This window comes from Adonisia turfae CCMR0081 (assembly GCF_011009555.1).
Lineage (GTDB): Bacteria > Cyanobacteriota > Cyanobacteriia > Phormidesmidales > Phormidesmidaceae > Leptothoe > Leptothoe turfae.
Genome location: NZ_QXHD01000004.1, coordinates 7,445,233 through 7,465,107, shown reverse-complemented (window position 1 = coordinate 7,465,107; position 19,875 = coordinate 7,445,233). Strand labels below are relative to the sequence as shown.

Here is a 19,875-nt window from a genome sequence, read left to right as displayed (position 1 = left end):
TGTGCCCACACATCCCAGGTCCAGCCAAGATATAGATTACGCACTGCTTCTAGTAGGGCATAGCTGGCTAGAAACATGCCGGTGGTGTCCCAGCGGCCTACGCGCTTGAGTACCATGCCTCCAGCACCCATAAAAATTAGGCCGTACCAAATCTCATCCCCCCATTGTCCTGGTGATACCCAAGCGTCATTGGTGAGCGTCAGAGCCGCAATAATGCCAAGATTGGCAGGATTGAAAAAATGTTTGTCGTTAACCTTAAAAAGGAATTTGCTGGCAATGGCAATGCTGGCGGCTAGAGCCATAGTGGCTATGTGGTCTGTCCTTAGCAGTAGGCTGAGACCTAATGCGGTAATCAGTGGACTACGCCAGTTGAATTCAGCTGGAGATATTGTTTGCAGCTGGTTTGATGATGAATTGTGAGACATTAGCCAAGAAAATAACCCCTGGCTCCCCAGCGCTGTGATGATTGCTGTAGCGACGATGGCTGGCTGTAGTGACCAATCGCGCATGGCAACACCTAAAATTAGAAATAAGGCTAAACACAAGATCTGATAATCCCGTGCATCTTTGAAAATGCTCAGCTGAGCTTGAATGGTGGGGATAACCATAGGCCGATTTCCATACAGGCAACTATGGCCGCTAGTATGGCTGATGCTGAGCCCGGATGTCCTCTGAGTTACAAAAAACGAAACGAATTGAATCGCTGAATGACTCACTATGTCTTAGATTCAGAAAGACTACTGTATAGCTGGCTTATTTTTGGCTTAATTCTTGCTCTCTGTCACTCTGGACTAAGGCGTCTGCATGAAAATAATGTGGTTGGTTGTGACGTTCTGTTATAGATATTCAGTTCTGTTAGATAATTGTTTCCATCCCCGCAAGGGGAATTTTAATTCTGCTGGGAATTAATTGTTGAACCTTTTGGTTGACTAGCGATTCATTGACTATTCGCAACAGCACTAACAACAGCGACGAGAGCACTCATCCAACTACATCAGCCCTAACCACGAATCACAGTAACTTGTCTCCCCTGAGGTGTATCCGTCACCATAGAGTTGGTTCTATCTGCAATGGCAGTCAGTCCCTGCCGTCGATCAAAAATCACTAACCAGCCCTGGTTTAACCCCAGACCCGCCAGGTAATCATCCAATTGCACCAGTCCCTGATCCATGGGGTCTGGTCGTCCCTCTCGCCAGACCTTCAGCTCCATCGCCAGGGTCACATCGCCATATCGTAAACACAAATCCATCCGACGGCTGCCAATGGCATATTCCCGCTGTAGGGTGCCGCCGCCATTCACTACCCGATGCAGAAACGCCATCATCACCAGGTGAGGTGCAATCTCATGGTACGGAGAACTCTTAAGTAACGGCTCACCATGTTGTTTCCAAAAACTGAGAAACGCATCCAACAGTGCTGCTGGATCTAAGCGCCCGTCGATGGTCAGCCAGCCAGGGCTAATCACCGGCAAACTATCTTGAGGTCCACCCGCCAATGCCCTTGGTAACACTTCGCGATAAATGGGATTAGCAGGCATCAAGCCACCTGCTGGGTTACGGTTGACTAGACCAAGGTCGATCAAAAACTGTCGATCATCCTGGGAAACAATCCCCAGTTCTTCCCCGGCCAACATCGGTTCGATTACAGCCCGTACTCGGTCTTCACGCAAAATGCTTACCAAACTATCCAGGTGAGTATCCTGCCGTCGAATTAATATATCTTTAGCCGCTTCTATATGGCCTAGGGTAATCGGTTCAGCCGGATTGGTGACCAGTTCTTCTACGGTTTCTTTGGCAATGGCATTTACCAACCACGGCTGGCCCTGGGTGAGATGAAATACATGTGCGATCGCATCCGACTCAAACACCTGGCCCGTTTCTGCCGTGTGCTGGCCATAGAGTTGAGCCACTTCCGTAGCCGAAAAATTTCTCAGCGTTAACGACTTAACTTTGATATTAAACGGACTGGCTGTATGCAGTCGGGTATTGCCCCCAGAAGCAACTTTATAGTCACGGATATCCCGCACACCAATCAGTGCAATTGACTGGGGAAACCCCAGGGGCCGACGGGGATAGCCATCCCGCAGCTGCCGTAACAGTGAGATTAAAGCTTCATCTTGCAGCGCATCCACCTCATCAATAAATAACACAATGGGGCGCGACGATTTTTTAGCCCACTGACTTAGGGCTTGACCAATACTTGCCCCGTCTTCCCAGACCGGTGGATGCAGCGCTGGCGGTAGCCAAAATGTAGCCGACTCTTGCCATGCGCGTAAAATAGCCGTTTCAGCCTGTAGGGGAGATTGAGCATAGGGGGCTCCCACCTCAGCCGAAACCATCACAGCCGTGTAGCGATCGCTAGCGGTAAGTTGCTGAGCTAAGGCCAGCATAGCGGTAGTTTTACCCGTTTGCCGGGGGGCATGGATCACGAAATACCCCTCTTGGTCAATGACGCGCTCTAGATTGGGCAGTCGCTCGGTTGGTGGCAGTGTGTAATGCTTATCTGGCTTGCAGGGACCAGCTATGTTAAACCAACGCGCCATGGGGAAAACGGTTACAAACGCCGTTATTTTAGCCTGTTGAGCGTTAGATGAGTTTGATTGCTGAAAATGATGAGGTGATATCTCGTTGTCCAGCCTCTTACAACCGTGTTTAGCTTACGTCACTGTGGCAGTCGATCCGCCATAGGGAAAACAGGCTGGAGCTACAGTCCATACTTAATCCCCAACTGGAAATAGCCATTTCCAGTCTTTGGCACTGATTCCGTGCGAGAAGTGAGGGGATGAGCCTGAATGCAACAACTCGGACCTTGAGGCGTCTGCATGAAAATAATGTACCTCTTTGAGATATGTTTGAGGTTTGCTGTCCCCCTTACGGTTGACTTTCGAGGGTCAACGTTAATCTTTAGGCACTAATCGTATATCCGATAGGCTTAAAGAAAAGGGAGCCTCGGTTTCAAAGCCTAACGCTGTCAGCCTAGCCATATCTGCGCCAGCGTCTACCAGGCTACGTAAACTAATTTCTGTCTGGGTCCATTCTCCCAAAGACTCGGTCATAAATAGCTGAGTCATATCCAAATTAGCGCGACAGTTCTCGCCGCACTCTGCAAATAGTGTGACCGGTGCTTCTGGTAGGGCATCTACCCGATACTGTAGGACCAATGTCATACCATCGTAGTGGGATGCAGCGCTGTAGTCAGTGGCAGGTCCAGTGAGTACTATTGCAGCCTTTTCTTGCCCGTTCCAAATAAACTGTTTTGCATCTTCCTGCGCTACCCGATCAATTGAACGGATGGTGAGCACATTATTTAGCTGAGTGTGTGCATCCACGACTGTACTGGCGGTATCGCCTACAATACCTTGCAGACTCCAGGGTGCCATGGGTCTACCCAATGCAAAAAGAGCATTACTGGTGGTCTGTTCGCTGCCATCTAAACCTGAGAATTCAGGTAGTTGCGGTAGATTGCCATTGTCTTGATAGGTTAACCCATACCCATAGGGAAACAATGGATCGTAATTATCATCACCCCGATTTACTTTGGTCTGAATCGCTGTGCGAGGCCATGAGAAAGAGAGTTTGCCTGTAAAGTCAAAATTGATGTCACCATTGGGTTTGCGAATTAACACATCGGCTATGCCCGCTCCCTCCGTGCCCGGTAACCAGGCAGCGACAAATGCCTGGGCAGCATTAATCTCAGGGGTGACCCATAGGGGCCTGCCTGAGAGAAAAACAGCAACTGTGGGAATACTTGCTGTTTGGAATGTTTCAAGTAATTGAAATTCCTGATCGGAGGCAAAATTTAAGTTGTCTAAATCTCCCTTAAACTCAACATAGGGATTTTCTCCAAAGACCACGATGGCCACATCGGGTGTTTGATCATAGCTGCCATCTGAGCTGAGGATGGCGGTTCCACCACCGGCTTCAACTGTGTTGCGAATACCTTCCCAGATTGAAGTGCCGTTGGGGAAGTGAGCATTGGTGTTGCCAGTGCCTTCCCATGATAGGGTCCAACCACCGGTCTGCTTGCCGATGGCATCAGCCCCGTCTCCCGTGACTAATACTGTTTGATTGGTCTGTAAGGGTAAAAGATTATCTTGGTTTTTAAGTAGAACAAGAGACTCACGTACGGCCTGTCGTGCTACAGCCTGGTGATTGGGATGCCCCAACAGCGAATAATGACCAGCAAGGGGACGCTCTGAGGGTTTAGGTTTTTCAAACAAACCAAGACGAAATTTTACCCGAAGAATACGGCGTACTGCATCTTCCAGGCGCTCACGAGAAATTTCTCCAGACTTGACTTGTGCCACCGTATTCTGGAGTAGCTGACGCCAGCTGTCTGGAGCCATAAACATATCAATGCCTGCATTAAACGCAGCGGGGCAACTTTTGGTGGAACAGCCTGGAATTTGAGCATGGCCGTTCCAATCGCCCACAATAAAACCGTTAAAGCCCATGCGCTGCTTGAGCACATCGGTTAACAAGGGTCCATGACCGTGCATGTGCCGACCATGCCAGGCTGAGAATGATGCCATGATAGTTTGTACTCCGGCTTCGAGCGCTGGTGGATAGCCGGCACCGTGATAGTCTCGCAGGTTAGCTTCACTGTCGATGTTGTCGCCCTGGTCTTTTCCGTTATGGGTGCCGCCGTCGCCAATAAAATGTTTAGCTGTGGCCAGAATGTGTTGGTTGCTGAGAAAATCATCGGTGCCCAGTGCTCCTTGGAGGCCTTTGACAATTGTTGTGGCATATTGGGCAACAATCTCAGGTTCTTCGGAATAGCTTTCGTAAGTGCGTCCCCAGCGGTTATCACGGGCAACTGCTAGGGTGGGGGCAAAGGTCCAGTCCATGCCAGTAACAATTACTTCCCGTGCTGTTATCTCGCCAATTTGTTGGATCAGATCTAGATTGCGAGTGGCCCCTAATCCAATATTATGGGGAAAGACAGTGGCTCCAACAATATTGTTGTGGCCATGGATGGCATCTGTGCCCCACAGTATGGGAATAGCCTGACCGCCGTTGCTGGTATCCATGGAGGCTGCATAAAATTCATCAGCGAGGGCTAACCAATCTTCAACTGGGGCTCGAACATTTTCACCAGGAGCTGAGTTTCCACCGTTGAGAACTGAGCCTAGACGATATCGACGTACATCCTCTGGGGTGACATGATCAATATCTGCTTGAATGATTTGGCCCACCATTTCTTCAAGGGTCATTGATGCCATTAATTCATCAATGCGGGCTTCAATCTCAGGTTCTATGGGTGCGCCGCCATGGGTGGTTGGCCAATTTTCTGGAGTAATTTGAGGGGAGGCGCTGCTGTCTATCGATGGCGTCCCATTTCCCTTAGCTGCTGTTCTCAAGTATGCAATCAGTGCACTGCTGAGTGTGAATACAAACAATAGGCCAATAAGGGTGACTTTCATATTGATCATAAGAGTTTAAGAGATGGGCCGCCATGGAAGATCGTAAAATGAATTCTTCTCTGTGTCGGTGTTAAGTACGTTTACTAGGTCTTAGCTTTATGGGCGGCTGTTTAAATCATCAAAACCTTTAGATACTCTCAGGATGGGCTCATTTTGGTTATTTAGCATGGCTGCAACTTTTATAGCTCCAACCATGACTTTAATACCCCGTACAGCAGCCTTTGTAACGGCTGGTCTGATGGCCACATCTATACCGCTTGTGACGACTGCGGCCTGTGCTCAAACACCAAAGCGGCTGGAGTTGATGACATTGGCTCGTCTAGAGCAAATCCTACAGTCGGAGGTTGATAACGTTGAGGGAGAAAATGGTCAGTGGCAATTTAGGGTTAGCGATCGCACCGTCATTATCCTGGCCGATGCCAATAATGATCGCATGCGGGTATTTAGCCCAGTAATGCCGGTGGAAGAATTGACGGCTCAGCAAGTTCAGGCGATGCTGGCGGCTAATTTCCATACGGCCCTAGATGCCCGTTATGCCGTTACCGATGGCGCTGTGGTTGCTGTATATTTACATCCCTTGAGTACTCTGCAAGGAGACAACTTTCGTTCCGCCCTGCGTCAGGTGGTGAGCTTGGCTGAGACCTTTGGCACGTCTTACTCCAGTAATGAGCTGAATTTTGGTCTGCGCCAGCGCCAGCGCCGTAGCAATGTGGAAGAAATTTAGGCGGCTTAGCCTTTGACGCAGATGACTTGTTTGAGGGTGGCGACGACTTCTACCAGATCCCGCTGGTTAGCCATGACTTCATCAATGGGTTTATAAGCTGCGGGAATTTCGTCGATGACGCCTTTGTCTTTACGGCATTCTACGCCGGCGGTCTGTTCGATCAGGTCGTCCAGGGTATAGGTATCCTTTGCTTTGCTGCGGGACATGACGCGACCGGCTCCATGGCTACAGGAGCAATAGCTATCGTGGTTCCCTTTACCCTTGACGATGTATGACTTGGTGCCCATGGAGCCAGGAATAATGCCATAGTCGGTGGTGCGTGCCCGAACGGCTCCTTTGCGGGTGACGTACACATCTTTGCCAAAGTGTTCTTCTTTTTCGGCATAGTTGTGGTGGCAGTTTACGGCCAATAATGGCTTGAAGGGTTTGCCGCCGCCGAGATGTTTTTCGATGATGTGCTTAAAGCGAGCCATCATTTCTTCTCGGTTTTGCAGGGCGTAGGCCTGTGCCCACTGTAGGTCATTCCAATAGCTACGAAACTCTTCAGTACCGGCGACAAAATAGGAGAGATCGAGGTCTGGTAGCTTCTGGTTGGCGAGCTTTTGTAAGTTTTTGGCAGTACTGATGTGGTTTTTGGCCAGCATGTTGCCGATATTACGGGAGCCGGAATGGAGCATAAGCCAGACGGTGTCTTCGGTATCGATGCACACTTCGATAAAGTGGTTGCCACCACCAAGGGAGCCCATTTGACTCAGGGCTTTCTTTTCTAGATGCTGCACGCCCTTATGTAGGTCTTTAAAGTGACGCCAGCCTTGCCAGTTGTAAACGGATTTGCCAACTTTCTTGTTGCTTTCGAAGCCAGTGGGGATGGTGGCTTCGATTTCTTTACGGATTTTTCTGAGTTTGCCGTCTAGCTTTTTGCTTTTGTAAGGAGTCTGAAGAGCGCACATGCCACAGCCGATATCGACGCCGACGGCAGCGGGGACTAGGGCGTCTTCGGTGGCGACGACGGAGCCGACGAGGGCTCCTTTGCCGAGATGAACGTCGGGCATCAGGGCGACATGTTTGTAGACAAAGGGCAGTGAGGCGACGTTTTTGGCCATTTGGATCTCTTTGGAGCCGAGATCGTGGTTGGCCCAAGAGAGGACGGGTTTGTTGGTTTTGAAGGGGACGGATTGGTAGGGCATGGTGCGATCTTATTCGTGATCTGGGAGGAATGGTGAAGATGTGGGCTGGTTATAGCTTTTGTTGACTGGTTTATAGCGGAGTGGGTTGCTCAGGGCTTTCCCCCCTGAAACCCCCCGATCTGGGGAAGTTGAGTTCCCCAGGCCCCTCGCATAAGAGGTTTACAGGGGAATAGCTGAAGGTAGTTGCACTGGTTGCCGGTGAGGTGGTTACGCTGCTCCGCGTTCGCTCCACACCGTAAAAAAGAGGGGATCGAAACTTCTTAAATCGGAGGGGGTGTTTACCCCATATCTCTAGTGCGCAAAGTGAATATCTTCGTAGGGGTGCGGCCTTGTGCCCACCCGGCAGTATTGATGGCTGTTATGCAGAATTTTGTGTTAGCTCTTTTCAGGCCAAGCAATAATCTCATCAAGTGTCATTGAATCTAGTGGTTGGAACTTGGTGTCGGGGTATTTGCGTTGGAGTCGTCGTAAGGCTTTGGCTTGCTGGGCGGCAAAGGTTTCTTGTTGTTGGAATCGATAGCGAATGGAGCCGCTGACAATATCATCTAGGCTATCTTGGAATGCTTCGATTTCATCACGCCAGTGTTCAGCTGCTTGATCATCAGGAAAAGCTTGTAATTTAAGGATATGGATGATGATTTGACGGGTTAGGGAGGCAGTTTTGTTAAATTGCTCCCGACCCATATCGCTAATTTCCTCAATTAAGTTTGCTAAGTCTAGATTCCTGAAGTCCTGAGATCGCAATGCCTCGGCTTGATACTCACACCAAGCCATAAAATCAGTGTCGTACAGATTTTCTCGTGGCGCTGAGGCCGCTGAGGCATGCTCTGTTGTAGGTGCTTGATTAGTGGGACTCGACATGGCTATCTCTGGGAGATGGTCTCATTGGCTTGGTGACACTTCTACTACTTGTATACTTCGTTCATCCAGCTTTGGACAAAATCGCGACGTTCAACATCGGTCCAGTTGAGCCAGGTTTCTTGGGTAACTTGACTGGTGACGGCATCGACTAACGGCCAGAAGGCTTCGTCTAGTTCGTGCTTAAAGCGCTTGGGTTGGGCATACATAAATTTAGACTTTTTGGGTGTCATCCTGGCTAAGAATTTAGTGCGCAGGTAATAGGGACTCTTTAATTTCAGGGCGAAGCTGCCGTCGCTGGCGAGGCGGATCATAAAGCCTTCGTGTTCAACGTGGTGGGATTTGGAAATGGCGTCGCCAAAGCTACAGAGAAACCAGGTGGGGCGTGGTGTTTGCAGCGTGGTTGCGATCGCATCCAACTCTTTTTCACCCATAAATCCATGGCCTAAAATTCCACCCCCAATCAAGTGAAGGCCATAATCGTCTGGTCCATACTGAATAATATGGGGGTCTTCTGGATGAATCGCCTCCCATAGCAAGGTGGTGTGCCGATTAGCCTTGAGCCAGGCTAAAACGCGACCATAGAGGCCATCTTTGTAAAGCAGTGACTTGGCGTATTCTACATACTCTCCCTGAAACGATCCAGAACAGGTCACAACAACCTGATGGGGATCGTAGGGATGCAAAAATGTGGTGACTAAAAAGCCATTGAGTTTTTCGACGGCAATCACGTCGGTTTCATGGGGTAGAGTGGTGTCCCGTTCTAGATAGTTAAATGTGCGTGGAAAGGGTTGACTGACGGGATTGCCATCCAGCCCGACCACTATGCCACGGGCCAGTTTTAGCTCGGGATAGTCGTCCCAGGCTGAGGGGGTGAAAAAGGCTTTGGAGCTGTACTTATATAGGGTGAGCCAACCTTCATTGACTCGCTTGACTAGCTTTTTCGGCACAAGTGCCTCCATCTGTTTGGCAAAGCTGGGTGGGCATTTGCTGTAGTCAAACTCGCAGGGGACGTCTAGTTGTTCTTGCTCGGGTAAACGCATAGCGGCTAAGGGGCCACCAAATCCGGCTCCTTTTTCTAAGGAGTAGGTGCGTTCACCTGCTGAGGTGAGGGGAATGTGACCGCGAACGACGGTTAAATGACTGGTCTTGCGAAAAACACCATCGGTGTCGTGAGTTTCGCCTAGACGGCAGCGGCCATACACTCGATCGTGGGCGGGTTGTAACACCGGATCAAACCATTCAATATCACCGTGGCACAGCACATAATCGCGGTATCGATAGAACGAGGGTAGGGATTGGATAAACTCTCGGATCCGAGCCTGGTAATCTTGGTCACACTGCATGGCTTTGTGCAGCGTTCCCCGCGTAGATTTGCTTTTGATGGTATCGCCGCGTAATCCTCGGGCCAGGTTGTTGTCGTGGTTACCCCGCACACAATAGTGGCCCTGACTCACTGCCTGCATAACAATATCCAGGACTTCTAAGGACTGAGGTCCACGGTCTACCAAATCTCCTAAAAAACAAAGTTTGCGCCCTTCAGGATGGATTAGATTCTCGTCATAACCCAGCTTGTGGAGCATGGTCTGGAGGGTGTTGGCCAATCCGTGGATATCACCAATGGCATCTAGCTTGATAGTGTCTGGAATTGTAGGGATTTCCACTGACAATGTGATGTCGCCTTCGGTCAGGATGAAGGGCCATTGGGAGTTGGTTTGGATGCGATCGCAAAACTTAGCCACCACCTGCTCTGGCACCCTACAGCGTCGTTGCTTATTCTGCTGCTGTACCCGCTCCAACGGTGGATTAAAAATCACCACCTGCACAGGCACGCCCAGTTCTTCGGCAATTGTGGCCAGGGGTTTACGTTCTTTATCACTAATCAATGTGGCGTCCACAATGGTGGTTAGCCCCGCCTTTAGCCGCGCTCGAACGACGCTTTCCAGGGTGGAAAAAATCAGTCGGTCGTCGGTGGCTAAGGGTCGGTCGGCCACCTGCCCATCAACCAGTGTTTTAGCGGTGCCAAAAAAAGTTTGCCGCAGCGCGTCACTGGATAGGATTAATGCCGATGGCAGGTGCTGACATGCTGTGGACTTGCCTGCTCCAGGGGCTCCTGACAGTAACACTAGACTACCAATTTGAATTGAAACCAGGTTTTTAGAATTATCCATAGTAGTTCTATTCAAGCAATCCCGATGGCATTTCGGCAGATGATACCCAAAAAAAACAAGAAAAAACCAGGAACATAAAGCATTCCTGGTTGAGGTGTTTCCCTTATTGATTTGTATGCTGATGCACCCTGGAATAACTAGCGAGGGCGACGATTGCCGCGATTGGTTAGTATTTCCTGCAATTGCGCCTTTTGCTCATCGGTCAACACAGCATCGGCTGCGACTCGGGATTCTTCACGAATGACCTGCAGCTCTGCTCGTTGGTCTTCACTAAGATCGAAGCTGCGCATCGCCTGTCCCCGCTCGCGACCGGTTTTACCCTCCAGTGCTGCCAGTTGCTCCTCCGTCAGAATTGCTTCCACTCGGGTGCGAGCATCTTCCTTAATGGCATCAAGTTCAGCCCGCTGCTCAGCGGTGAGATTCAGTTCTTCTGCAAACTCTTCACGGCGGTTTTTACGACCCTCTATGCGGTTAGCTCGCATGGCCTGGAGCTGAGCCTGTTGCTCATCTGTAAAAACCTCATCAGCAGATGCTCGGGATTCTTCACGAATGGCCTGGAGCTGGGTCCGTTGCTCTTCACTGAGATTGATACTGCGCATGGCCTGTCTGCGATCGCGACCCGTTTGCCCGTCCAGTTCCGCCACCTGGTCCTCAGTCAAGATAGCTTCAATCTGAGTGCGGGCGTTATCTTTAATGGCGTTTAGTTCAGCCTGCTGTTCAGACGTAAGATTCAGCCCTTCTGCCATATTTGGGGAGAACGCATTGGCGTTACTGGCTTTGAGAATAGCTGGGCTAGCTATTAAAGCGGTCAACATCAGGGCCCCGCCACAGCATTGTTTGATGGTTGGAAATTTCATAGGTTTTGTTTGCTTGTTGATGGCCTCATCTTAGCCAAGGGAGATCTTTGATGGCTGCTAGCGAGAGTCATCCGTAAGGAAGGACCGAAGTCATGGGAGAAGTGATGACTTTAGTCACTGGTCCAATAAAGTACCTGTATAAGCTTGAAATTTTGGGTAGGGTTGGGAAAGGGGTAGGGATGTAAGGTAAGCAATAACCACCATCCCGGTGTGTATCCTGAAAGGATTTTTGTCTATGAACCGAGCCATCCAGTTTCAGAATCATCCGTTTCGATTTTTACTCTATCTAGAGTGGGGCTTGCTGGCGGTGTCGATCATGGGGATCCTGACAGCACCACCGCTGCGGGATATGGCTCGTCGTAGCTTACCGAATGTGCCTGTGCGTATGTTTACGCAGTGGCCATTGGTCACGGTGGGTTGTCTGTTGTTATTTGGCTTTTTGGGGCTCTATTTGCCCACCAGAGGCTTTTGGCTACGATTTGGCCATATTGCCCTGCAAGTGGCATTGATTTTAGTAACATCAGGGCTGATGCTGCGAGGAGCTAGGCTTTTCCCGTTTGTTTATTTGGTTCTGGTCATTCGTAGTTGCTTAATGGTGGGGGTCATGGGTCGGATTGCCGTGACGGCCCTCTCGTTTTTGTTATTTATGACCACACTTAGCCTGAGATTCAGAGGATTTGATGGGCAAATCCCTCGGCATATTCGACAACACTTAATTGGTAGTCTCCAAATGAACCTGATTGTGTTCTTTGGACTTTCTCTCGTATTTACATTGTTGTTGGTGAATGCATTGCTCAATGAGAGAACGATTCAAACCCGTTTACAGAAGGCGAATAAAGAGTTAAAGCGCTCTGCATCACAGGTGAAACAGCTAGCAACCGTTCAAGAACGTAGCCGAATTGCTCGTGAGATTCATGATTCGTTAGGTCATTCGTTAACGGCTCTTAATATTCAGTTAGAAGGGGCTCTGAAACTCTCTCAACGAGATCCTCAAAAATCAAAAACTCTTTTAACTGAGGCAAAACGGCTGGGCTCTGTTGCTTTGCAGGATGTCCGCCAGTCTGTGGCAACATTGCGGGATGATGGCCAGTTAAAAGAGTCTCTGCATACAAAGTTAAATGTACTGATTGACACCCTACGCACCAGTGCTGGCATTATCCCTAATATCAATATTCAGCTATTGCAGCCATTGCCTGAAGCAACCAGTATGGCCCTTTATCGCATTGCCCAAGAGGGCATTACTAACATTGTGAAACATGCTGAAGCAACGGCAGTAGAATTCACACTGATCACTGATGAGTCTGGTACGAGACTTTTATTGCGCGACAATGGTCGTGGTTTTGACCTTAGTCAAACATCGACAGGCTTTGGCTTACAGGGGATGCGAGAGCGAGCCCAGGCCATGGGTGGTCGACTTACATTCAATAGTCGACCGGGGGAGGGGTGCGAAATACGTTTAGTTATTCCGAGCTAGGGGCACCCCTTGTGGTTGCCCTAAACGATAGATACTTATAGCAATACAACAATGACGCAACAAGATTATCAACCTCATGCCATTCCTGTGATGCTGGTGGACGATCAGCAGATTATTCGCCAAGGGTTAAAGACTTTATTAGATTTAGAAGACGACATTGTGATTGTTGGCGATGCCGATAATGGTGAAACAGCATTAACCGTGCTGGAGCAGATGGAGTCAACGGCTCAGCTGCCGGTAGTGGTGCTGATGGATATGCGCATGCCGGTGATGGATGGGGTGGCGGCAACGGATGCGATCGCATCCCGCTATCCATCAATTCAGGTTCTAGTGCTTACCACCTTTGACGATGACGACCTAATTGCCCAGGCCATGGCCGTCGGTGCCAGGGGTTATTTGCTTAAAGATACCCCGTCTGAAGAACTCGCCCAGGCCATTCGTACCGTGGCTAAGGGCTACAGTCAGTTTGGTCCCGGCATTTTAGAAAAAATATTAGCCGGACAGCAGGACCCTCCAGTAGATGTGCCTGAAGGATTTGATGAGCTGACGCCTCGCGAAAAAGATGTGCTGCGCCTGATTGGCACCGGGGCCAATAATCGGGAAATTGCCGAAGCGTTATTTTTGTCAGAAGGGACGGTGAAAAACCATGTGACTAGGCTTTTAGGGCGTTTGGGCGTTCGCGATCGCACCCAGGCCGCCCTGCTTGCCGCCAAACTATCCTCCAAATTATCGTAGGGGCGTTCCATAGAACGCCCCTACAACATCCATTCCATCCCAATACCTAGTCGACTATCCGTCGCCCCCGGCGCAAACTGCCACTCCACATCCGTTGCCAGCCGTAATCGCTCCGTCAGGCCATAGCCAAACTCCAACTGAGTAATCATCACCGAATCATTTTCCGTAGGACTCACCCAGGTCTGGGTATAGGCAAAATCAGCACCGCCCCCCCGCGATGGCACCACCTTTACCTGAAACCCTACCTGCACACCACTTTCGCTATAGTCCACCGCCTCCACATGGCGATAGCCCAAAATGGGAGCCACATTCACATAGCCACCTAAGGGCAATACGTAATAACGCAGGTGTGCCCCGTAGGCTTCTCGGTCCATATCCCCACCATCAAAATTAGCTACATAATCAGCATTTACCGTCAGCGGTAAATCCCCGACAAAGACATCTTCGACCCCGATGGATAAACCACGCTCATCTTGGCTAGATGGAAATAGCGCGTAGCTTAGCTGTAGCCTTGAGGGAAAGCTGGGCTGATTGCGGATATTGCTAAGCACATCCGGAGTTCCCTGCAACCACTCCTGTAGGACGGGGCTACTATCCACTGTGCCTGGTTCAAGTTCAAACTCAGACTCTATTTGTTCATTAATCGTGGGTTCTGCTAGAGCAACTGGAATAGAAATAAAGCATCCAATAATGACTGGGGCAACTAGTCGGCTGATTCGAGTATAGATATCAGCCATGGTTTATCCAGCCCAAGTTGGTGAGTGCTTGCATCGGCATAATGACTGTGACTGTAAATCTGGTAACGAGTACTGTCGCAAAAGATGTCTGTGCGCTTGTAATCTAGTTCTACAAGAATCCCATGGGATCTACCGGATTACCATTACGACGCACTTCAAAGTGTAAATGTGGCCCAGTTGAAAGACCAGTGGAACCTATTGCTGCTATAGATTGCCCTTTTACCACCGCTTGGCCCTCACGAACATTTAATCGACTGGCATGGGCATAGAGGGTGGTCAGCCCACCACCGTGATCAATAATCACCGAATTACCATAGCCACCGTACCAACCCGAAAAAATGACCTTGCCTGAGTCAGCGGCGGTAATGCGGGTGCCATAGGGCGCACCGAAGTCCACACCAGCATGAAAGCGACGATATCCCAGCACAGGGTGTATTCGTGAGCCAAAACGACTGGTGATAACGCCTGAGGTGGGAATGCTCATCTGGCCTGTGCCCAGTACGCTGCCATTGGCTGCGGCAATGCGCTGGCGAATTAAATTAGCCAAACTTTCAGAATCTCGCGCTAACTGAGCCTGAGCCGCTTCTAGCGCACTGCGATTATCCTTAAGCCTGGTGATCAGCTGAGTTTGCTGATCTGCTTGAGCCTCGTATTGATCCCGTCGGGCGAGCAGCTGTTGACGTAATAGGGCAATAGAATTCTTCTGAGCTTCCACCCCTTGCTGCTGCCGGACGATAAAATCAGCTTTTTCTTGAAGTTCCGCCATAAAATCGCGGTCTGCCTGGTAAATCTTACCAAGCCGATAGCGTCGCTCTAAAAACTCGTTTAGGTTTTCACTTTTAAGCAATACAGCCCAGCCTTCGGCATCCTTCTGTCTTTGCATAAACTGCAATCGCTGTACCGCGCCGATTCTGACCGTTTCATATTCGTTCTGGGCCATGGTCAGCGTATTTTCTAGACGCTTTAGCCGCTCTTGGGCTTGGGTGATTTGAAACTCCGTTTCTTCAATTTTGAGATCAGTAATGGTAATACTGTCCTGTAGGCCTTCTAGCTGTTGAGCTGCTTCGTTTTCTAGATTCCTTAGCCGGTTTTGTTCTCTTTCTAAATCTTGCTGCTGTTGTTCATTTTTTTTCTGTTGCTGTTGTAACTGTTCCAATGGCGCACTGTTTTGAGTTTGCCCCAGAGCTATGGGCACTAAAAACGACACGCCAATTATCACACTGGCAAAGAGGGATAAAAACCGCTGTGTTCGTTTTGCAGTCATTGGTTTTGTCAGGAACTCGCTTGATCACCAGCTGAACACACGCAGCACATGATAGCCCGACTTGGTGATTTAAAAAACGAAATTCATCTATAACGATTTTCAGTTTAAGGGTACTGTCCATCTGATCACAGTAATGGATTCTGCTGTACGAACTTAGGTGTTTTCTCAAAAAGGCCACACCAGCTGGAGGCCCCCTTAGCCCCTAATTCTGGGGAAAAAGATTCAAAGCCCCCAGAATTGCGGGTTTGGGGGCCTTGATGACTGGTAGTTTCTTTCCTAGAAATGTCCTTAAACTTCAAGGGGCGCGATACAATCAGCTAACTCATTGCGGGGGCTATTGACCAATGTGCTGACTGGATAAGCCTCCATGTCGTTGGCATTGTAGGGTTGCATTAATCCCTGTACTTGGGCTGGTGTTCCCGTTAGCCAACGGTCATAGTCTGCGTTAGGAATAATCACTGGCATCCGATTATGGATAGGCTCCATCAGTTCATTCGGTGTCGTGGTGAGAATTGTGCAGGTTTCCAGGTAGCTGCCATCGCCGCTTTCCCATTGCTCCCACAGGCCAGCAAAAGCAAATATAGGCCGTTCTCTCAGGTGAATATAAAAAGGCTGCTTCTTTTTATTGCTAGCCGTGCGCTGCCATTCGTAAAAACCATCGGCTGGAATCAGACAGCGCCGACGTTTGAAGGCTGCGCGAAATGAGGGCTTCTCGGCGGCGGTTTCAGATCTAGCATTGATCAGCCGATAGCCGATTTTGTAATCTTTAGCCCATGAAGGAACCAGACCCCATTGGAAGATGCGATAGTCAGGACCGGCAATGATCGCTGAGACAGGTTGAGATGGAGCGATGTTATAGCGCGGTGGTGGTTCCGGCTCTGTAGTGAGTTGAAAGGCCTCAGCTAAGTCTGCGCCGGAGTGGGTTTGGGTGTAGCGACCACACATGGGGAGTAATGTGAACTGAGACAATTGTACTAAAAAATTTTGAGAGGGAGGATAAGGCGATGGAAATGCTGTATCGCATTGCGCCAGCGGCTGATGTGCAGATGGCCGCGGCGCAGGGATGGTTTGAGTCAGCTGATTTAGCAGAGGAAGGCTTTATTCACTGTTCGTTTTTGCACCAGGTCATGGGGGTGAGCCGTCGGCACTATGCAGGGCAGCAGGGGCTGGTGTTGTTTAGTATTGACCCGGCAGCGATGGATTGTGAGATTCGTGTGGAGAATACGTCGGGTGGAACGGAGTTGTATCCCCACATTTATGGGCAAGTGCCCTGGGCGGCGGTGAAGCAGGTTTATAAGGATACCTATGATCAGGCGGGGGTGTTTCAGTTGCCGGTGGCGCTAAAATAAGCTTCCTGAAGCTTTCTGCATAAATCCCCGGTTTCCATTAGGCCCAGGCCAATTCTAGAAACCGAGGATCTGTCGGGGTATGGCGGAATAGTTATGGCGCGGCCATTACACGGCCATTCCACTTAAGATGCCTGACTGACCTTCCAACGCTAGGAAGGAGATGGATTCGGGGGTGTGGTTGAGCTCACTATTGAGGGACTTCTCTTCGTAGACACCGACACCAAAGCTCTGACGGGTGATATCGTCAATTCGGATGTTGGCGGTGTCTGCACCGTAGAATGACCCCAGTTTAGCGATCAGTGAAGGTGCCGTATCAAACCCTGCCTTGAAGTTGACCTGAGAACGATTGTGATCGTAGCTGCGGCTGGTGGTTCCCCCGTGTAATAGTGTGTCACCATCATTTGCTGTGCCCTGCTCAATGGCCAGCCAGCCTAAGGTTTCAGTGGCATGTCCTCCCTGATTTAAGGCTTCTTCTTCTTGCATTGCCAGTTGGAAACCCTGGGAAGATTGTTGTTTGACACGGGTGGTCACCCAATCGCCACCGTTGTTGGTTTGTACCTGGGACAAGATTGTGGGAGTTTTGTCGAAGCCCTGTAGCTTCCTGGTATCAAAGCCTTGGGAGGTCAAACGGTTGGAGTTGTAAGTGCCAGCTGAGATGCGAGTGCCATCGTTAAGGGTCCAATCGCCAGCCTCCATGACGAGATAGGAGAGGGACTCATTTTTATGGATGCCGTCGCTGTAGTTGGGTTCCTGGAGCCTGATTTGGAAGGATTGTTTGCCCACATTGCGGAGGCGTATAGCGACCGGGTCTGAATCATTGACTGTGGGGTCAGAAACAAGGACAACTGGGTTTTTGTAGGTGTCATCCAGGGAAACTGTTTTCCATCTATGGTTGAGCGTGAGATTGCCGTATTCGCCAATAGATTCTATTCGGGCTTTGGGAGACGTCGAAAAGGTGCCTTCAAATGCACTAATATTGGCGCGATTATTTTGTTGTATGCCACGTTGATTGCCTGCGATCGCACCGGCTCGACTACCTCCATCAATGGCGGGGCTACCGGAGCGCAGCGGATGGATTAGGGCACCGTTGCGTTGTTTCAAGGGGGCTAGCTTGGGATCTGCAACCAGGCTGTTTTTTAGCACCCGCATGGACTTGCGATCGCTAGAAAATTCAACATTGCCGCCCCCATCAATGGCCTGAAAACCCACTTGATTCTGACGTTTATCTTTGTCAGCCGTATTAAAGGCAATGATGGAGTTCTTTAAGGTTACTGCATGGTTTCTGGCATACCAAAGGGCTCCATTGGCCCGACCTGCCGAGTTATAAGCAATGGTTGAATTGGTGATGTTGACCGGTGTGGAGCGATTATTCAGGAACATGGCTCCGCCAGCATCCTTAAACACTCGATTGCCTGAGAAAGTGCTATTGACGATATTGGCGGGTAAATTGGACTCCAGCCATAGGGCACCTCCTTGTTGGGTGGCGGTGTTGTTGGCCAAGGTTACATTCTCCAGGTTCAGACCTATTTTGGCCCAGATAGCTCCCCCTTTGGCATCCCCTTTGGCATTGAAAGTCACTTTGTTATCGATGATGACGGTGTCTTTGATGATGGCTTTATCTTTGCCATAGCCCCAGAGGAAGAGTGCACCGCCCATCCCTTGTGCTTGATTGCCTTCAAAGCGACTGCCTCGGATGACAATGGTGCCTTTATTGCCAGGACCGGAATACCCGATGGAACTAACCCCATCTGTGAAAATTGCTCCACCGCCACCTCTGTTGACAGCAACGTTATTGCGAAAGACAGAGTTTTCAACCCGAAAGGCAACGGTGGAGCGACCGTAAATGGCTCCACCATTAAAGCCGCGATTATTTGCGAAGGTGCTTCCTTTGACGATTAAGTGAGCCCGCGATTCGTCATGGGAAATGGCCCCAGCACTAAAACCTGCATACTTGTTGGTGAGGGTGCCATCATTGCCTGTAAAGCGACTGTTGATGATGTTTGCCTTGGCAAGATGCCCAACACGAATGCCACCACCTAAGGCTGAGGTATTGTTTCTGAGGGCCACATTGAATAGGTTCAGGGTACTTTCGTGGCGTGTGAGGATGCCGCCACCGCCACCTTTGGTTTTGCCATTGGCGATGGTCAGGTTCTTAAAAGTGGCTTTCTGATTTCGTTCCACTAGGAACACACGGCTAGAGTTATTGCCGCTGATGGTTAAGCCAGGTGCCTTTTTGCCATCAATTGTGACTGATTTATCGAGTGAGAGTTGTCCACTGGTCAAACTAATGGTTTTCTGTGAGAGTTTTTTGGCGAACTGGATAGTATCGCCTTTTTTGGCTTTTGCGATCGCGCTTCTAAGTGATCCTGCTCCTCGGTCTGCTGTAGAGGTGACAGTGATGGTAGCCATAGCGAGTTTAATAATGGTTGCAGGTAATGTGGGCGCAGGGAAATTCCGACAGATCCAGGCGCTGTCGGAAGCACAACAATAATGTCGGTAATGTTGGTTAGAGCTGTCTGATTTAATGCACCGCCTGAAACGCGGTAACAATTAATACCCCGAAATCCAGATTATGGGTTGCGACCATATAGACCACCTACCTCTGAGTAGGGTATGGCCCGGATAATGGTTTGATTGAGGGTAAAGTCTTTACCGTTCAATATCTTTTCGTGTCGCTAAAGAATGTATAGGGAACTAGATTTTCGGTAAGATGCATTGTCAAAGAAAGGCTTGTGCGGGCTCTACCCTCTTTGACTCCTTTGTAGTTTTCCCAGAATTTAATTTATTAAAACTTCTTGGGTGAGCGCTTGTCAAATCTATAAACAGATTCAACCCCGTGAACCCCAACGATACCAAGCGATACCAAAGATATCCAAAATCGTAGGTTGCGGTTGAGCCACCAGAATAAACGTTTTATGCCGGAATCTCAATCTTGCGAAACCCAACGAAGCCAACGATATCCGAAATCGTAGGTTGCGGTTGAGCCACCAGAATAAACGCTTTATACCGGAATCTCAATCTTGCGAAACCCGACGAAGCCAACGATATCCGAAATCGTAGGTTGCGGTTGAGCTGCCAAAATAAACACTTTATGTCA

Annotated in this window: 16 protein-coding genes; 4 read left to right on the top strand and 12 right to left on the bottom strand. The window is 49.6% G+C overall.

What is annotated here, in order from left to right:
* The 3 genes from DXZ20_RS35900 to DXZ20_RS35890 all read right to left on the bottom strand — a co-directional run.
* The coding region (locus tag DXZ20_RS35900; protein ID WP_163703719.1) for a Na+-transporting NADH:ubiquinone oxidoreductase, subunit NqrB at nucleotides 1-608 on the bottom strand (608 nt) is incomplete at its 3' end.
* A gap of 392 nt (nucleotides 609-1,000) precedes the next feature.
* Nucleotides 1,001-2,542, bottom strand: coding sequence for an ATP-binding protein (locus tag DXZ20_RS35895; protein WP_163703232.1), 1,542 nt, complete (start codon nucleotides 2,540-2,542; stop codon nucleotides 1,001-1,003).
* A gap of 354 nt (nucleotides 2,543-2,896) precedes the next feature.
* Nucleotides 2,897-5,431 (bottom strand): glycoside hydrolase family 3 protein, encoded by a 2,535-nt coding sequence (locus DXZ20_RS35890; RefSeq protein ID WP_163703231.1) that lies wholly within the window; start codon nucleotides 5,429-5,431, stop codon nucleotides 2,897-2,899.
* A 184-nt stretch (nucleotides 5,432-5,615) separates the two neighbouring features.
* Between DXZ20_RS35890 and DXZ20_RS35885 the strand changes: the two genes are divergently transcribed.
* A complete protein-coding gene (locus DXZ20_RS35885; protein WP_163703230.1) occupies nucleotides 5,616-6,146 on the top strand; it encodes a type III secretion system chaperone in 531 nt (176 codons plus the stop codon).
* A 5-nt stretch (nucleotides 6,147-6,151) separates the two neighbouring features.
* Here DXZ20_RS35885 and DXZ20_RS35880 read toward each other — a convergent pair whose 3' ends face one another.
* From DXZ20_RS35880 to DXZ20_RS35865, 4 genes are all read right to left on the bottom strand, one after another.
* Nucleotides 6,152-7,333 carry an RtcB family protein gene (locus tag DXZ20_RS35880; RefSeq protein WP_163703229.1) on the bottom strand — a complete coding sequence of 394 codons (1,182 nt, stop codon included), beginning with the start codon at nucleotides 7,331-7,333 and terminating at the stop codon, nucleotides 6,152-6,154.
* A gap of 375 nt (nucleotides 7,334-7,708) precedes the next feature.
* Complete coding sequence (locus DXZ20_RS35875) at nucleotides 7,709-8,194, bottom strand: DUF29 domain-containing protein (protein ID WP_163670346.1); 486 nt, start codon at nucleotides 8,192-8,194, stop codon at nucleotides 7,709-7,711.
* A gap of 44 nt (nucleotides 8,195-8,238) precedes the next feature.
* Nucleotides 8,239-10,362 (bottom strand): AAA family ATPase, encoded by a 2,124-nt coding sequence (locus DXZ20_RS35870; protein WP_163703228.1) that lies wholly within the window; start codon nucleotides 10,360-10,362, stop codon nucleotides 8,239-8,241.
* A gap of 137 nt (nucleotides 10,363-10,499) precedes the next feature.
* Nucleotides 10,500-11,219, bottom strand: a complete 720-nt coding sequence (locus tag DXZ20_RS35865) for a Spy/CpxP family protein refolding chaperone (RefSeq protein ID WP_163703227.1) — start codon at nucleotides 11,217-11,219, stop codon at nucleotides 10,500-10,502.
* 235 nt (nucleotides 11,220-11,454) lie between these two features.
* On the opposite strand from DXZ20_RS35865, the gene DXZ20_RS35860 reads away from it, so the two are divergent.
* Both DXZ20_RS35860 and DXZ20_RS35855 read left to right on the top strand, forming a co-directional pair.
* Nucleotides 11,455-12,693 (top strand): sensor histidine kinase, encoded by a 1,239-nt coding sequence (locus tag DXZ20_RS35860; RefSeq protein WP_163703226.1) that lies wholly within the window; start codon nucleotides 11,455-11,457, stop codon nucleotides 12,691-12,693.
* Nucleotides 12,694-12,744: 51 nt separating this feature from the next.
* The gene (locus tag DXZ20_RS35855) at nucleotides 12,745-13,428 is read left to right on the top strand and encodes a response regulator (RefSeq protein ID WP_163703225.1); all 684 of its coding nucleotides are present in this window, start codon (nucleotides 12,745-12,747) and stop codon (nucleotides 13,426-13,428) included.
* Nucleotides 13,429-13,448: 20 nt separating this feature from the next.
* On the opposite strand, the gene DXZ20_RS35850 is transcribed toward DXZ20_RS35855, so the two are convergent.
* The 3 genes from DXZ20_RS35850 to DXZ20_RS35840 form a co-directional block, all read right to left on the bottom strand.
* Nucleotides 13,449-14,165, bottom strand: coding sequence for a hypothetical protein (locus DXZ20_RS35850; protein ID WP_163670356.1), 717 nt, complete (start codon nucleotides 14,163-14,165; stop codon nucleotides 13,449-13,451).
* A gap of 109 nt (nucleotides 14,166-14,274) precedes the next feature.
* Nucleotides 14,275-15,429, bottom strand: a complete 1,155-nt coding sequence (locus tag DXZ20_RS35845) for a murein hydrolase activator EnvC family protein (protein WP_163670357.1) — start codon at nucleotides 15,427-15,429, stop codon at nucleotides 14,275-14,277.
* A gap of 288 nt (nucleotides 15,430-15,717) precedes the next feature.
* Nucleotides 15,718-16,374: an SOS response-associated peptidase gene (locus tag DXZ20_RS35840; RefSeq protein ID WP_163703718.1), complete on the bottom strand. Its 657-nt coding sequence runs from the start codon at nucleotides 16,372-16,374 to the stop codon at nucleotides 15,718-15,720.
* Between the two features lie 59 nt (nucleotides 16,375-16,433).
* Between DXZ20_RS35840 and DXZ20_RS35835 the strand changes: the two genes are divergently transcribed.
* Nucleotides 16,434-16,778 carry a DUF952 domain-containing protein gene (locus tag DXZ20_RS35835; RefSeq protein WP_163703224.1) on the top strand — a complete coding sequence of 115 codons (345 nt, stop codon included), beginning with the start codon at nucleotides 16,434-16,436 and terminating at the stop codon, nucleotides 16,776-16,778.
* Nucleotides 16,779-16,883: 105 nt separating this feature from the next.
* On the opposite strand, the gene DXZ20_RS35830 is transcribed toward DXZ20_RS35835, so the two are convergent.
* Nucleotides 16,884-19,187, bottom strand: coding sequence for a choice-of-anchor Q domain-containing protein (locus tag DXZ20_RS35830; protein WP_163703223.1), 2,304 nt, complete (start codon nucleotides 19,185-19,187; stop codon nucleotides 16,884-16,886).
* Between the two features lie 504 nt (nucleotides 19,188-19,691).
* The coding region (locus tag DXZ20_RS38105) for a hypothetical protein (RefSeq protein ID WP_250566044.1) at nucleotides 19,692-19,875 on the bottom strand (184 nt) is incomplete at its 5' end.

Coding starts and splice junctions, on each gene's coding strand:
- DXZ20_RS35895 (WP_163703232.1), bottom strand. CDS start 2,542: ATGGCGCGTTGGTTTAACATAGCTGGTCCCTGCAAGCCAGATAAGCAT.
- DXZ20_RS35890 (WP_163703231.1), bottom strand. CDS start 5,431: ATGATCAATATGAAAGTCACCCTTATTGGCCTATTGTTTGTATTCACA.
- DXZ20_RS35885 (WP_163703230.1), top strand. CDS start 5,616: ATGACTTTAATACCCCGTACAGCAGCCTTTGTAACGGCTGGTCTGATG.
- DXZ20_RS35880 (WP_163703229.1), bottom strand. CDS start 7,333: ATGCCCTACCAATCCGTCCCCTTCAAAACCAACAAACCCGTCCTCTCT.
- DXZ20_RS35875 (WP_163670346.1), bottom strand. CDS start 8,194: ATGTCGAGTCCCACTAATCAAGCACCTACAACAGAGCATGCCTCAGCG.
- DXZ20_RS35870 (WP_163703228.1), bottom strand. CDS start 10,362: ATGGATAATTCTAAAAACCTGGTTTCAATTCAAATTGGTAGTCTAGTG.
- DXZ20_RS35865 (WP_163703227.1), bottom strand. CDS start 11,219: ATGAAATTTCCAACCATCAAACAATGCTGTGGCGGGGCCCTGATGTTG.
- DXZ20_RS35860 (WP_163703226.1), top strand. CDS start 11,455: ATGAACCGAGCCATCCAGTTTCAGAATCATCCGTTTCGATTTTTACTC.
- DXZ20_RS35855 (WP_163703225.1), top strand. CDS start 12,745: ATGACGCAACAAGATTATCAACCTCATGCCATTCCTGTGATGCTGGTG.
- DXZ20_RS35850 (WP_163670356.1), bottom strand. CDS start 14,165: ATGGCTGATATCTATACTCGAATCAGCCGACTAGTTGCCCCAGTCATT.
- DXZ20_RS35845 (WP_163670357.1), bottom strand. CDS start 15,429: ATGACTGCAAAACGAACACAGCGGTTTTTATCCCTCTTTGCCAGTGTG.
- DXZ20_RS35840 (WP_163703718.1), bottom strand. CDS start 16,374: ATGTGTGGTCGCTACACCCAAACCCACTCCGGCGCAGACTTAGCTGAG.
- DXZ20_RS35835 (WP_163703224.1), top strand. CDS start 16,434: ATGGAAATGCTGTATCGCATTGCGCCAGCGGCTGATGTGCAGATGGCC.
- DXZ20_RS35830 (WP_163703223.1), bottom strand. CDS start 19,187: ATGGCTACCATCACTGTCACCTCTACAGCAGACCGAGGAGCAGGATCA.